This window comes from uncultured Shewanella sp. (genome assembly GCF_947495455.1).
Lineage (GTDB): Bacteria > Pseudomonadota > Gammaproteobacteria > Enterobacterales > Shewanellaceae > Shewanella.
Genome location: NZ_CANLZC010000029.1, coordinates 38,242 through 53,683, shown reverse-complemented (window position 1 = coordinate 53,683; position 15,442 = coordinate 38,242). Strand labels below are relative to the sequence as shown.

General features: G+C 39.9%; 13 protein-coding genes. 1 reads left to right on the top strand and 12 read right to left on the bottom strand.

The features are described 5' to 3' along the window. The first annotated feature begins 135 nt into the window (after positions 1 to 135). Positions 136 to 1,371: a serine hydrolase gene (locus Q0791_RS10145; RefSeq protein WP_299005651.1), complete on the top strand. Its 1,236-nt coding sequence runs from the start codon at positions 136 to 138 to the stop codon at positions 1,369 to 1,371. 585 nt (positions 1,372 to 1,956) lie between these two features. Here the strand turns inward: Q0791_RS10145 and Q0791_RS10140 are convergent. The 12 genes from Q0791_RS10140 to fliO form a co-directional block, all read right to left on the bottom strand. Further along, complete coding sequence (locus tag Q0791_RS10140; protein ID WP_299005648.1) at positions 1,957 to 3,063, bottom strand: FAD-dependent oxidoreductase; 1,107 nt, start codon at positions 3,061 to 3,063, stop codon at positions 1,957 to 1,959. Beyond that, the gene (locus tag Q0791_RS10135) at positions 3,063 to 5,327 is read right to left on the bottom strand and encodes a LodA/GoxA family CTQ-dependent oxidase (RefSeq protein WP_299005645.1); all 2,265 of its coding nucleotides are present in this window, start codon (positions 5,325 to 5,327) and stop codon (positions 3,063 to 3,065) included. Before Q0791_RS10135 ends, Q0791_RS10140 begins: the two co-directional genes overlap by 1 nt. A gap of 513 nt (positions 5,328 to 5,840) precedes the next feature. Next, entirely contained in the window at positions 5,841 to 6,785 is a 945-nt protein-coding gene (locus tag Q0791_RS10130) for a hypothetical protein (protein WP_299005642.1), read from the bottom strand. Positions 6,786 to 7,427: 642 nt separating this feature from the next. Further along, on the bottom strand, positions 7,428 to 8,759 hold the full coding sequence (locus Q0791_RS10125; protein ID WP_299005639.1) for a P-loop NTPase fold protein: 1,332 nt from the start codon (positions 8,757 to 8,759) through the stop codon (positions 7,428 to 7,430). 375 nt (positions 8,760 to 9,134) lie between these two features. After that, complete coding sequence (locus Q0791_RS10120; protein WP_299005636.1) at positions 9,135 to 9,314, bottom strand: hypothetical protein; 180 nt, start codon at positions 9,312 to 9,314, stop codon at positions 9,135 to 9,137. Between the two features lie 227 nt (positions 9,315 to 9,541). Further along, positions 9,542 to 9,958: a hypothetical protein gene (locus Q0791_RS10115; RefSeq protein WP_299005633.1), complete on the bottom strand. Its 417-nt coding sequence runs from the start codon at positions 9,956 to 9,958 to the stop codon at positions 9,542 to 9,544. After that, entirely contained in the window at positions 9,955 to 10,917 is a 963-nt protein-coding gene (locus Q0791_RS10110) for a peptidoglycan-binding domain-containing protein (RefSeq protein ID WP_299005630.1), read from the bottom strand. The genes Q0791_RS10115 and Q0791_RS10110 overlap by 4 nt, the downstream gene beginning before the upstream one ends. Before the next feature lie 424 nt (positions 10,918 to 11,341). After that, positions 11,342 to 12,475 (bottom strand): flagellar biosynthesis protein FlhB, encoded by a 1,134-nt coding sequence (gene flhB, locus Q0791_RS10105; protein ID WP_299005627.1) that lies wholly within the window; start codon positions 12,473 to 12,475, stop codon positions 11,342 to 11,344. A 125-nt stretch (positions 12,476 to 12,600) separates the two neighbouring features. Further along, on the bottom strand, positions 12,601 to 13,398 hold the full coding sequence (gene fliR, locus Q0791_RS10100) for a flagellar biosynthetic protein FliR (RefSeq protein ID WP_299005624.1): 798 nt from the start codon (positions 13,396 to 13,398) through the stop codon (positions 12,601 to 12,603). Positions 13,399 to 13,511: 113 nt separating this feature from the next. After that, positions 13,512 to 13,781, bottom strand: a complete 270-nt coding sequence (fliQ, locus tag Q0791_RS10095) for a flagellar biosynthesis protein FliQ (protein WP_298768909.1) — start codon at positions 13,779 to 13,781, stop codon at positions 13,512 to 13,514. A gap of 226 nt (positions 13,782 to 14,007) precedes the next feature. Beyond that, a complete protein-coding gene (fliP, locus tag Q0791_RS10090) occupies positions 14,008 to 14,733 on the bottom strand; it encodes a flagellar type III secretion system pore protein FliP (protein WP_299005663.1) in 726 nt (241 codons plus the stop codon). A gap of 174 nt (positions 14,734 to 14,907) precedes the next feature. Beyond that, a complete protein-coding gene (fliO, locus tag Q0791_RS10085) occupies positions 14,908 to 15,270 on the bottom strand; it encodes a flagellar biosynthetic protein FliO (protein WP_299005660.1) in 363 nt (120 codons plus the stop codon). Between the last annotated feature and the right edge of the window lie 172 nt (positions 15,271 to 15,442).

Below are 15,442 nucleotides of genomic sequence, written 5' to 3'. Positions count from 1 at the left end.
GGGATTGATAAAAGACACAGACTTGTGTGACATGTCTACTTTGCTCCCTAATGTGACATCTTTAACTTGCCTTAACAAAAATACCGACCTTTACTCATTCTATGTGGGTATTCAAGCGGAACATTGGGTGCATTCATGCGGTTAAAAACAGCTCATTCATCAAAAAAGTGCCTATTGGATCAGTGCTTATTCACTATTTGGCGACCTGCTGCTATTGCCAAAAAAAGCACTGTTTTCGCCATTTTCGCACTGCTTTCTTTCACTGCTGACGCTTCCCCTTATCAAACCATTAGCGATGAATTCAAACTACAATTTCACCGACAGCTAAAGGCGAATAAGGTGCCAGGAGGGGCTTTTGTTATTGTAGAGGGCGACCAAATCCTCAAACTCAGTACTTATGGAAAGCGTCATAAAAACAGCAGATTAAATATCAATTCAAATACGGTATTTCGACTCGCTTCCGTGTCTAAAACCTTTGCAGCGACTTTAACCAGTCAACTGGTACATGAAGATAAACTTGATTGGCACCAACCCATTACTCAGTATTTACCCAAATTTAGCCTTGCAAAACCTGAACAAAGTCAAAAAATTACGCTGGAACACATCATAGGCCAAAGTACAGGGCTTATGCCTAACAGCTATGACAATATGATCGATGCTAATGTGCAACTTGATAAAATCATCCCTAAGTTTTCCAAGCTCAACCCCATGTGCTCGCCGGGTGAGTGTTATAGCTATCAAAATGTCGCCTTTTCTTTTATTCTGCCTGCAATAGAACAACAAACAGGTCAAAGCTACGCAAGTTTACTGCAGCAACGCATTTTTACACCATTAAACATGCATTCCGCTTCCGTCGGGTATGACGCGTTTAAACAACAGGCCAATCGCGCCGAACCTCACATCAAAACACACTCTGGCTTTAAGCAAGTGAAAGTGAAGCCTAATTATTATCAATTGGCTCCGGCTGCGGGAGTCAATGCCAGTATTAATGATATGGCTAAGTGGCTTATGGCTAATCTCGGTAATCAACCCAAAGTTATCAGCCCTTCAGTCCTTGAAGATATTACCACACCCGGTGTTCGAACCAGAAAAGAGCTAAGGCGTCGAGAATGGAAACAATATCTGAAAGATGCCCATTATGGTAAAGGTTGGCGGATCTATGATTTTGAGGGTCATCCCCTTATTTATCATGCTGGCTGGGTAGCCGGATATGTAACAGAAATCGCTTATTCACCCACACTCAAACTGGGCATGGTAATGTTATTGAATGGTGAATCTCGCGCCATTTCTACCCTTGGAGCCCATTTTTGGCATCGCGTCTTTGAGCAAAAAGACCATCTTGCATTGGAGTCAAGCAACAAGAAGCAATAAGGTTAATCAGATACTGACGAGGAAAGACACGTTACGTCACATTGACCACTCTATACGGCAAAAAATTCCCCCCGCATAGAGCCTACATAGCGTGAGTCACTATCATTTGAGCCAGTATTGGCAAAAATGATATTGACTTTAATTAAAATATTTTTATCAAGGTATGACAAAAACTGAGTGCTCCGCTGACACACTCTCAATACTTAAGATAAGCCTGTCCTAACAAAGTCATTCTCATTTTATTTCTTTAAAGCAAATGCATGCAATAAGGGGGTTAAGCCATAACATTATCCATGGCTTTTCATAAAATGGCTTTACGCTACACACAATGTTAGCTCAATAAGGCATACTCGTCCGACACGAGAATGAACATGCACCAATCAAACAGTATAGGTACTTGTAGACGACTGAAATCAAAAGCACTAAAAGCAAAAGATAAGCCTGTCCTAAATTATACTAAGCTATACTAATGATAAATATTACGAAACAGGATCATTACATTTACATTATTTGAATAGCCATTGCATAGATAAAATCAGATAATAATCCTCACCTTTTACTCAGAAGAGACCAACACTAGTGAAATTAGTGTGCTTCAGCGCTTTTTAAATGTATCGCTTTAGCCTCCTGCCGCCTTCGCCAGAACACACTGTTCATTCTAGAGACTTTTCGATACTCTTGCTCTCGATTTACGAGATAGCTTAAGTAATTGCGTTGGAGCAAGGTTTGATATACCTGTAAATATGCCGTGTCCCCTTTAAAGTAACGTAAAACGGCTTGGCTCCCATAAAAGGCGCTCGATAAAGCAGACGTCATACCATAAGAAGAGAGTGGATCAAAGCTCATCGCAGCATCACCCACTGCCAGCCAATTATGACCGATACATTGTTGCAATGCAGATGAATAAGCGGGACAACGTCTAAATGTATTAATCACAGGTTTTGATTGATGAAGGAGCTCTGTAAGCGACAATGTTGTTTGTGCTTGTTTTAACAACTCTTCTGCTGAAAGGGGTAAGCCAAGATCAGAGTCAGAAAAATAGCATAAGCTGCCTCTTGAATGTGAAAATTTAGCATAATACCACCACCCATTCATATCACTGACGATATTGGCAACACCACAGATACTTTGATCGGGAGTGTCAATATGGCAACAACTCGCCACCATTTTATCAAGCTGCTGACTTTTTATGCCTAATTGTTTGGTTAGCCCTCGCGCTCTACCACTCGCATCGATAACAAAATGCGCCTCTATATCAGGCATATCGACGCTGGCAAAAATGAACTGCCATAGACCATTCATTGTCTGCTTTATACGCTGAAATTTGCTTTTCCAATAGACATCTACATTACAGTCATAGCATCGCGCTAATAACAGTTCATCAAAATGGCGTCTATCAACAATCCAACCAGAGCCCGTCGGACTGGTCATTAAATGGCGCTCATAAGGCTGAAGCGCTCCCCAAATGACTCGATAAGATTGAAGTGATCTATATTTTGCTGCGATAAATTCATTCTCAAACCCTAATCGCGCCATAATGGGTAATGCATCAGCCATCAAACATTCACCAATATTAATCCTGTTATCTTGGCCACTCTCTATCAAGGCAACAGTGAGACCTTTACGCGCTAAAGCCGATGCGGCGGCCATGCCTGCCACACCGGCACCTATGATAGCTACATCATAGTACACTAACGATTACCTCCAAATAATTGTTTACGAGTAAATGTTTGCCTCGGCTTCACATCGCTATTTGCAAAATTAATATCATCTTGTTCAAGCTTACGTAGCATAGTTTGGTAATGGTTTGCGCCAGCATGCATTTCATTCTTAACATCTTGATTCGATGTCAAGCCTTCCATATGAAGTAACTCGCGATAGCTAGGATCATTCACGGTAAATTTAGTCGAGACTTCTGATTCGACCCAAAGAGAACTCAATTCATAACTGCCTAACGTTAAAGGTGGGTTAATAGATTGCTGTTTCACAATGCCAATTTTATCCCAGTCTTGCACCATGCCATTTATCTGAGTCTGATAATGGGTTGAATTGAAAAACCTAAGCCAATCTTGTCGATAATCAAGGTGTTTTAAACGCTGAAGCGGCGGTAAGGAAGGATCATTTAAACGCTCGAGACTACGCTGACTTAATACTTGATTCGGTACTCTGGCTGACCAAAAACTGGCCAATGGCAAATAATAAGCCGGATCATAATCTTGTCCAGAGCGGCAACTTGCCTCATCGGTTTGCCAAGGTATGCCCATAAAGCGAGTTAAGGTACCGGGACCACTGGCATTAAACATCTGTGCTAAGGCAATATCAGGCGTAAGCACAGGACCATAATAATCCTCTGGCTCTGTGGTCTCAGGCAAAATATTAAGACGCATCTTATCTATGATGTTGTCTGTATTCCACATGCTAATTAAACGCAGAAACCAAGTCAACTCAATACCGGGGTGAAAAGGCCCACCTAAACATTGCGCTAAATGTCCTTGAGTTAACGCCGATGGCTGATTCTGTAAGTCTAGATCGTCAACACCACCCACAGTGCAAACTTCACCATTATTGACAAAATCACCATCAGCCCAATATTTCAAGGCTCTATATTGTTTATCAGTGAGGCTCAAATTGGCCAGCGGATTATTCGAAAAGTCACCATATGTATCGCCATAAAATGGGGGTAATTGCTCCGCCTCAAGGGCTTCTTGACTCTCTGAAATCGCTTGTTTGGCAATCTGACCCACTTGTAATGTCAGACCGACATTCTTCTGCTGATTTATTAACATACACTCAATTTTAGCGATCAAGTGCTGTAATTTATCCCAAAAAATATCGGAGATAGGCATCTCCTTCATGGCTAGCAATTGATCTAACTCGGTTTGGGACACACTGGGATTCGGTAAGTGGGCTAATGCGTCAATTCGTTGAAACTGAGCAACAGTTTCGCTCGGCCTAAATTGTTTAAATAGTTTTTGCCTAAGTGGTAAATGGGCGGGATCATTACTTGATAACTGAGGTAGCAATGCCTTAGAGGTAAAGTCAGCAGGTGAATTCTCACCAAAAGAAAAATAAAAACCTGCATTCACAGCCTGATTATCGACGAGACTCTTAAATATGGGATAAATATCACGATAGAAATCAACCTCTTTTTGCGACTCAATCATACCTTGCTTCTCAAACAAATCGGCAACCACATCATACATGGTCACCGCTCCCTGAATACCCGGCGCAAAATTCGGCGGCGTCACGGCAACCATTGCTGGCTCCGCTTCAAAAACTTCGCCGTTAATGGTAATGCTCGCCCTGACCGTCCCATCAGACACATCATCATACCAACCGTCATTATTAGCAAATGTGACAGCGGGTTTTCCATCAAAACTGGCTGATTTTCCTTGACCGCCTAACACTAACAGACGTCCCTTTTCATCAGTTCTTAACTGGCCTAAATACACCTTTTGCTCATGGGTTGTTCCCTCAAAAAACCTTGCGCTATCAAAGCAAAAATTTTCCGTCTTTTCTGCGTTACTGGGCGCCCGAGATCGCCCAGAAATACTTCTAACACCTGAATCTAACAAGAGTTTTCGACGTCGTTCATCTTGTTCTGTGATATTTGCATTACGTAAAGGACAATCTAGAGCGAGCTGCTTACCCAGATCCATTGCATTTTGAAACTCGTAGTTAATCGCCTTACGGTTTGCTAAATGCACTCGCCATTCAATGGATTGAGTGTTATCTGCGGTCACTTCTTCTATGACATTGCCATCAAGATCAATGGCATAAATTCGAAACTTGGCCGCTTGGGGCTTCACTCTTCCCTCTTTATCTTTATAATTAATATCAGTCTCTAAGGCCTGATTGCTCACCTCTGGGGAGATTAAATGTTCAGTGTCACTGTTACCCACTCGCGCAATACCAATCGCTGGATAAATTAAATATTTTACGCTTGACGTGTTCATGGCTCTTCCTTAATCCCATTATCATGTTAATAAAAAATTATCAGTATTTCCTAACGCTGACCAACAGGAACCTATTCATGGTAATGTGTTTTAATAAAAAAAACGATTACACCAAATGACCAAAACGTTAAATTCAAACAGAGATCAAACCAACTTTGCCATCACAGCATGAACACCTTATACATGAACACCTTATAAAAGTGAGCTTGCTACTTTATCCTGACTCATTCATTCCACAATCAGTCTGCAATTAGAATCAACACCCAAAGTGGTACTTTTGACCAAGTATTAGCAGGACGATTTCGACGGTTTTTCGGTAAGAAAAAGGGATTTTTTGAAGCTTAGAAGGTGAATATCAACTGAGTGCTAAAGTTGCTGAGGGAAACTATTTGCTCTGTTAATTGGCTCAGTTAAGTGGAATTATTAAGTTAGCCCGTCTCTCATATCAATTGGGCTAAAAAGCGTTTTAATGATTTTTAGGTTTTGTTATGGGCTTTAATCAATTATTACATATCAGGCTTTTGACCATTCTGCCGCCCAGCCTTTAAGCTTCATAGGATCGACAATAGGATCACCTACCTTTGCTCCTCTTGTTGTTCGAGCCTCTTGTATAGACTTCTTGACATCCTGCCGAGTTTGAACTTTTTCGGCTACATACTCATCACCCCATATTTCCCAATCAAAATCACCGTCTAAATGTTTATTGCTTTTGATTAAGCTATCAATTGGAACCCATTCCTTTTGCTTGTTCACAGCCTCTGAATATTGGATTTCCCTTATACCGTTATTTATTCTACTATCTGTTATCAGTATCCAATGCGCAAAAAACAATTCTCTTCTGCGAGTTGCTACAGCGCCAGCATCAACTAGCTTTCTGAGCGAACCAAAATCTGCAACACTTATAGCTACCATTAAAGGGTTTGTACCCGATCCTTGAACTAGATTCCAAAAAGAGTCAGCGTCAGTAAAATTTTTAATTACCATATTGACTTCATTAACGCCATTTGCCAACGCTCTCATTTGCTCTCTAGTGAATATCTCACCAACTATTGTTCTTCGCGTCACATCTTGTTGGTCTTGTGCTTTGCGCAGATCAACAACCGAATGATTTTGTTTTACACCCAACTCATCAAATACATCTTGCAGAATAGCCGGACCACAAATACCTGAAGTTTTCAGCGCAACATCCCGAATTCGTTGGAGTGTATTTGTTTCAGTGTTAGAATAACTGGGAGAATTATTAATACCTGATATCAAGTGAGCGGAAAGCATTGTATTGCTTTCCTTTTTCTGAATGGATTGAGAAGAATATAATGATCGTATTTTTCTTTGTATAACACTCTCTGGCCTATGGTCAACAAACCGCACCCCCTGCTCCCTATTGTTTTTCTTCTGCACAACCGAATTACCGATTGCTCTACTTACATTCTCCTTTGGCTTCTCTACTTGTTTATACATATCTCATACCTTTTTAATTGGCTTTATCACTTGTTAGTCGAAAAGCTATTTCCTTCATTTTCGACATTTCCGATATACCTATCTGTCTAGGCTTTCCTTCATTGCCTTCGCGTCATGGATGGTGCTTATGACCGCTCATGTCAGAAACAATGCCCTTAATAACATGCGGTATTAGACCTCTACACTAGTAGTCTTTATTACGACTATATCTTTATCACTCATTATTTTTAAAGAGTGGCTCAATAACACCACTCTTAGTAAATAAAAGGTGGGTGTTATTAGACCAGTGCGTTACTATTCAATAATGTTAGCTAATGTAGATAGACTATAGTTCAAGTGACTTGGGGCGCTTTTGTTATCAGCAGAGACACCTTTATTTACAACATAATCTTCGATTAGCCATGAATGTCACATGCTCTTCAGTATATATTCCTCACTATCATTCAACTTGGTCAATATTAGATTTTAATGTGTAAGGTCTTGGGTCTTGAGTGTTTTAACATTGGGGTTTGGTGATGAATGCTTCCAGTGATAAGGCTCTTTATCACTGGTAAATTCAACTTATAAATGGACAAAATCAAGTTATGATTAACATTCTGATAATTAATAAATTATGGTAGTCAAATACACGGTAGCACCTGTTTAACTACTGCTGATTTCTGAAAGCCAAGAGTTGACTTTGATTATCATGTTCTCAGGAGTGCGAATTCTACTTATATTGATTTCGTTATCATTCAACATTCTTCTTCGTATATCATCATCACCTAAATCGAAACGGATTAGTTTATCTAAATGCTCTAGTGAGGGAAATAGACCATCATCTGTAAATTTCTTTAGACCACTTTCCTGGATAAAAGTCATATAATCTAGTTTCTCGTTAACCACCTTCAACGCATTTGGCTTACAGGCTTTGAGGTAACACACTATAGCTATTATATACTGTTCGTTTGATAAATAAGGCAAACTCCCCCTCATATTGTTAATGATAGAAAAGTAAGAAAGAACCCTTTCTATTTCTCTAAATGATGGTTGATAACACCTAACTAGATCGCTTAGTACCATAATAGCTTCTTTATTCACAGCACTTTCATTCTCATCTCTCATTGCTTTCAAAGCATATTGAAGGAATTGGTAACCGTGATCATTATGCTCGCTCGACGATCTAGGCATTGATAGCCAAACATTGATAAATTTATGAAGGTAATTAGTAGGATTAATACCCTGCCCATATCTTTCTTTAATCGATTCTTCTAGTTGCGTTCTATTTGTTACTAAAAGAAACGTTATCCCCTTAACAGAGAACAAATGTTTAACTTGCTCCAATAGTTCCAAGGCAAAATCTGGTTTACACCGATCGAGTTCATCAATAATGAATACAATAGGCTTACCTGTATTAGCTTCATGAGCAAACTTTGATAAATATTCCCTAAACTCTTTTAATGCTAGCTTGTCCTTCTCAGCATGCTCAAACCTTTCTTTCACTAAATCATCAACTTGGTTAGCAAGCAAATTTGAAATCTCTTTTTCAGCCTCATCAACAATACTACCATCAACAATACCTGCCGTACCCATTTTTACAGCAACTTTCATCCCCCCTCTAGCAAGAGACTTAAAAGCCTTTGTTGCCTTATCCTTAAAATCACTCTTTGTTTGTTCGTCTTTATCAGATATGAGCTGATAGATTTCAGATGCTAATGTCAAAAATGGATCTTTTTGATAATCGTTTTCAAAAGCATCAAAGTAGATAGATTTAATTTCTGTTTCTCGGTTATTAGCTAAGTAACCACGCCACATTTTTATAAACGTACTTTTACCTTCCCCCCAACCAGAATCCAAGGCTATTACTGGATTTCCACCGGAGTTTTCAATAAGATTGGCAAGCCTTTCTCCAAAATCTTTACGTTTAAATATATCTATATTCGAATTAAAGCCACAATCATCGGAGAACTCAATTTCTGGTACTACTATCTTCATATTAATCCTTATTATTTCAATTTGCGGAGTTGTCTATCGAGGTGGTGTAATCGATTATTCAATGGCAACAAGATTACGTTTTGACTGCTTACTTTATGAAGTAGACTACACTCACACCCCATTGTTGTAAAATCGTTAATTTCTAAAATAAGCGATTGATAAGCATGAGGCAAGACAATAAAAAACAGGTAGGTTGATGATGGCTTTTGCACGATAAAAGCCTACCAGTGATAACTGGCCTTATCACGGGTGTAGTCAAATTGGCTGTATATTCCAGTAATTATTTTTAAGGCCATTTTATGATAACTATCCATAATCGATAATTTTAGATATGGGAGAATGCCAACATCATCCTCGAAGAATAAGCCTTTGGGGTTAAGTTTCAACCCATTGTAATGGTATCACCCCCTGAGCGAGGTATTTATGGGTGGCAAAACTGACTTTATGACAAAGCGGAGTCCAAGGTGCAGGATAAGCCGCATCATAATTGAATCCAATACCTTTAATTTCAGTAAGGTAGAAGATATTTTTTAATTCTTTTTTTGAATTTAACATAACTGAAGCCTTATTATAAGGCTCAGGGGGGGCAACTAAACAATACCGAGATGATAATTCGGAACAGAAAAGAAGTCCCTACTAAGCAGTAGGTACACATGCCACACTAACACACTTTATAGATTTCTGGTTAATTTAATTGTATATCGGCCAAATAAGGCTTCTATTTATAAATAGCACTCATTTCTCTACCAGTGATAATAGTGCTTATCACTGGCTTAAGCATTTCATTTAGAAGGGGTATTACTTTCTTTAAAATTTTTATCTTTATAAATGAAGCATTTACCATTGTACAATTCCGCATTGTAGGCACTTTGCCCCCAAATACAAACCTTGTTACTTAATGCATTAAATTCAACCTTAAACGCTTGAACGTCAGAAGCGCCGATAAAATCATCAGGAAGACTGATGAACTCATTAAATGATGGATCAAATACCGATCCACATACCGCAGCTCCCCCACATGAGTACGTGAATAAATAATCCTCCGTATTAAAATTAGGTTTTTGATCATATATGTTGATAAAAGCTTGTTTGAATACACTTGAATAGTCTTCTTTATTCAAAATAGAATCAACATCTAGCTTTACCTCTCCAGAATGCGCGCAAGAAGAGATAAGTAAAAGAAGAGGTAATAATCTCATTGGCTGTTCTCTTTAGATTTACGTAATACGTCTTTCATCTTTTCAATTGATAAATGTGCTTTATTTAAACCATCTCCGGAATAATAAGACTCTCCACCGACTGCAATCCTCCCTTTGCTAATTTTTCTTCCTTTTTCTACCCCAGCTGAAGCAAACTCTTTAGCCCAATCATAGATAGCATCTTCAATTGACCCATCAGATTCTAAATAATTAATGATTTTAGGCCGCTTCACTTTAATTAAATATTCATTAAAGATCCTATCTTGGATCAATGCATCAAAAGTGTCATTTTTATTAATCGATAAATGTCGTACGGCTTCTTGCAATGTAATAGGAATAAGCTGAAACCGCCCAACAGCAAATGCCTCTCTTGCTTTTTGTAACTCAATGACTTCTGTAACAGTCTTTTGATCTAGGTCAGTATTAAAAAATGATTTCAATCCACCTTTTGTTCGATTATAAGCTGAATAATCATTTCTTGATTCCACATGACCTAATAACATACCAAACTCACTATTTGCCCAATCATATCCTTTGAACTTCCAGTTTTCACATAAGGCCTCATCTAATGCTAAGATAGTGCCTCGATCAACCTCTCCATGAATAATATTGAATTCATACTGCTCATGTGTATTGTGCGTGGGCTTATACCTTTTCTGAAATTGTTTGACGACTCGAATTGTTTTCTGACCAAAATGGCCATCAGCACCTCTATTGCCTAAATCAAATCCAACCGCAATCAATGCTTCTTGTGTCTTTAATACTTCAAAGCTTTTTATGCCCATTTTAAGTGAAGAAAAAGCACCTAAAGCCAATGAATTAAGATTTTCCTCATTTTTTAGTAATTGTGATTTAAGAGGAGGAGCCACATTTTTATCATCAAACCTAGCTTTACTTTCTTGTTCTCTTTTCTTTATCCGTTTCTTTATCCGTTCAAGTTTTTCAATGTTACTTGCCATACTTGGGCACGGTTTATAAGATTCTGTCGCTTGTGCTAAGCGTTTTCGTTCGATATAGGCTAGATTTTCCCTGTTTTTGAGTTCACGTATAGATTGTCCTGCCGTTGGTAATGGTGACGTGATTGGCCTTTGCCTTCTCTTCGAAACACAGTAATGACATTGACAACTCATAACAATCCCTTGTTTTCATATGTGAATAAAAAAGGTAACAGAAATACAGCTAACACATTGCTAATTCAAGGGTTATTTTTAGGAATAATAAAAAATGGGGGGTATGTCGCAAAGTTGAAAAGCTAATTTCAGAAATGAGTTTTTTGGACAATACAAAAAATCATGGGTTATATTTCCCTACCAGTGATAAACAGGCTTTATCACTGGCACTTTTAGCTCAAACGACCCACTTACCCAACATTCGTCATACCGACTAATGAGTGAGATCCTCTGGTATGTCTTGTTTTAATGGAATAGGGGTAGGTTTGCGGCCTTTACCTTTTTGGTATTCCCGTAATTGATATACATAGGCTAACACTTGTGCCACTGCCGTGAAGAGCCCTTCTGGAATATCTTGGTTAATTTTGGTGGTGTGGTACACGGCTCGCGCCAGTGGCGGCGCGGACACGACGGCCACTTTATGATGCTTGGCTATTTCACGAATTTTAAAGGCCACTTCATCCACACCTTTCGCCACGACAAAGGGCGCTTTAGAGCGACTGACCTCGTATTTCACCGCTACGGCATAATGTTCAGGGTTGACAATAATGACATCCGCATTAGGCACGTCTTGCATCATACGTTGCTGCGCCATATCTCGCTGCATCTGCCGAATACGCCCCTTAACTTCGGGTTTGCCTTCCATGTCTTTATGCTCATCTTTAACTTCTTGTTTGGTCATTTTAAGCTGTTTATTATGGTTCCAAATTTGAAAAGGCACATCAATAATCACAATAAACAGAGTCGAAGCACATAAAAGAATAAAAATCCAAACCACTAAGTCCAATGCATGATAAATATTACCGGGTAAATGTTCTTGAGATAAGGCAAGAATGTCATTCAAATAAAGAATGAGTAATCCATAGGCCATTAAAGCCACCACGGAAAATTTGGCCAGCCCTTTAGTGAGTTCAACCAAAGCCTTAGTCCCAAACATGCGCTTAAAACCGGCAATGGGACTCATTTTACTGGGCTTGAGCATAAAGCCTTTTACCGAAAAAGACAGTCCACCTAATGCAATATTCCCCACGAAGGCAATCAAAGCCAAAAAAGCAATGAAGCCCAGTAACGGCAATGCCAGCTCACGGCCAATATCACGCCAGATAAGTAAGCTGGTATGATCGTCAAAAATTTGCGCGCGAGTTAAGCTCATGAGTGAAGACATAATGTGTTTCAGAGCAAGGGCTAACTCTTGTCCTGTCATCATCAAACCTAGGCCTGCCGAGATCAATACTGCCGATGTCCCCAATTCTTGAGAGCGAGCAACTTGGCCCTCTTTTTTGGCTTTCTCTAACTTATGGGCGGACGCTTGTTCGGTTTTTTCCTGACTGCTGTCATTCTCTGCCACTGATCATCCCCCCTTTAAAACTGCTCATCTTTTTGAAATAGACTCATTCGTTGTTCGGCTTTTTCCTGACATTCTTCTAACGACTCCCCTTTTCTGCCACTTAATTTTTCTTAGCAAAAAACCGATTAGATGCCACCAGTTATATTACAACTCAGCTGTAAAATATCGCAGAGAAGCAGCTGGCTTTGACGCCAAATGTCATCAAAATGGGCCATAATCGGTGACAGTGTTAACCATAAGATAAACAAGCCACTGACCATAGTGACCGGAAAACCAATAGAGAAAATATTTAGCTGAGGGGAAGCCCGTGTCATCACGCCAAAGGCCAAATTGATGGTCAATAAGGCTACGATGGCAGACAATGACATGGTCAGCGCAGCGCCAAACATATAACTGACAAACTCAGTCAGCGCTTGATAGCCACTTAAATGTAATCCAGCCATTGATACCGGAAGGGTGTCGAAACTGGCCACCAACATTCTAATAAACACTAAATGCCCATCGACACTTAAAAAAATGAGCGTAGTGAGCAGTAAGAAGAAATGACTGACCACAGGCGTTTGTTGACCCGAGCTAGGATCCACCATAGACGCGAACCCTAAACTGGTTTGCATGCCGATAATTTGCCCTGCAAGCACAAAGGTTTGCATCAATAAAATACTGACAAAGCCCATTGCCACCCCGATGATCACTTGCTGAGCAATCACAAACACCGCACTTAAAGACAGTAATTCAATGGGTGCCATCGGCGGTAAAATCGGCGCAATAGTAAATGTAACGGCAACGGATAGCAGCAAGCGTATTCGCTTAGGGGTGGTGGTCGAACCAAAAACGGCCATCACCATGAATAAACTGCTAACACGAATAAAAGGCCACAAATAGCTCGCAATGCCTTGCATTATGGTATCAAGCAGGAAAAACATCGATTAATGTCCCGCATTATTTTTTAAGAATAAAGTGAAAAGATTAAAGAAAATACAAAGCCAAAACCGATAGTAAGTACTTACTTTTTTATTTGTGGTCAACATAATCAAACTCAACCTATGACGCTTGGGATCATGTTCACCATTTCATAGAAAAACTCCATCATAGTGCGCACGAGTAAATGCCCTAACAGCATCAAAGCAAACAAGGTAGTGAGTAATCTCGGCAAAAAACTCAAAGTTTGTTCATTAATGGAGGTTGCCGCTTGAAACACCGCCACCACTAACCCCACAATGAGTCCCGGCACAATAATCATAGACACCATGACTACGATAACGCTCAGGGCTTCACGAAACACATCCACTAATGATTCTGGACTCATACGCTATCACCCAAAACTATTGACCAAACTATTCCAAGACTAGACACTGTGACAAGGATAACGCTCAGGGCTTCACGAAACACATCCACTAATAACTCAGGACTCATAGGCTATCACCCAACACTATTGACCAAACTATTCCAAGACTAGACACCATGACAAGGATAAGACTCAGAGCTTGACGAAACACATCCACTACATTCACTAATAGCTCAGGACTCATACGCTATAACCCAAAACTATTGGCCAAAGTGCCCATCACTAAACTCCAACCATCCACCAGCACAAATAGCATTATTTTAAAGGGCAAGGACACTATCATCGGCGATAACATCATCATGCCCATGGCCATTAAAATACTGGCCACCACTAAATCCAGTACCAAAAACGGCACAAATAACATAAAGCCAATTTGAAAGGCCGTTTTTAATTCACTGGTAATAAAAGCGGGAATGATCACACTCATGGGAGCCTCTTCAGGCTCTGTGATCCCAGGATAGGCTGAGATTTCCAAAAAGGTATCCAGATCTGTCATGCGCACTTGTGACAGCATAAAGGCTTTTAACGGCGCTTTTCCACGTTCAAATGCCGTATCGATTGCCATATTCTGCTCGATATAAGGTTGCACCGCATCGTCATAAATTTTATCGAACACTGGCGTCATAATAAAAAAGGTTAAAAATAGGCTGATCCCAATTAATACTTGATTCGACGGCGCCTGCTGTAGCCCTATGGCCTGACGCAAAATCGATAATACGATAATAATACGTGTAAAGGAGGTCAGCATAATCACCATGGCAGGAATAAAACTCAGTGCCGTCATCAAGAGTAAAATTTGCATAGTCACCGAATACTGGGTTGAACCGTCAACTCCGGTACTGACCGTAACTGCGGGTAAAATCCCATTATTGGCTAAGGCTTGAGATGGACAGCACAAACACACCAATAGCACTAAGAGAAAAAGATATGCATGTTTAACGTATTGAAAAGCCTGTGTTCTGTTTATTATTATTTTTATCAATATCATCAACTTATATACATCATCATAAGTGACGTTATCCCTAGCGCTCAAGCAAATTGCTGTACATGTTCTTAGGGATAACGGGATAACGCCCTTACGACTAAATTAAGGTTTAGTGGATTTTGCTTGCCGTAAACGACTGGCAAAAGACTCAGCTTGCTGCTCTATGGGCGTCTCTAATTTATCGATTAAATTCACTTGATGCGGAGTCACGCCTAATAAATACTGACGCCCTTCCACTTCAACAATCATGAGTTTTTCTTTTTGCCCCAAAGGTGAAGTAGCAATGGTTTTAATCGCACTATTACTATTAGGCGCTAAATTAAAGCGTTTCACTAAATAAGCTAAAAAGAAAATAATCAGTAACACCACCACTAAGCCGCCCAACATACTCGCTAAGCTGGCGATACTGGAAGGATCGTTACCCGCCTTATTGAGTGCTGAAGCATTATCAGGGCTCGGGCTCACTAACGTCTGCGCTTTGACTGTATTGTTGGCCGTTTCTGCCGTAGCAGGATCGCTGGCCAAGGCATAATTCACTTCCGTCCTCACTTTTTGTGCGCTATCCGTTGCGACTTCACTTGTGGCTGCTGCAATATTAGCCGTTTGCTTGTCTGCTGAAGGACTGCTTACACTCGCA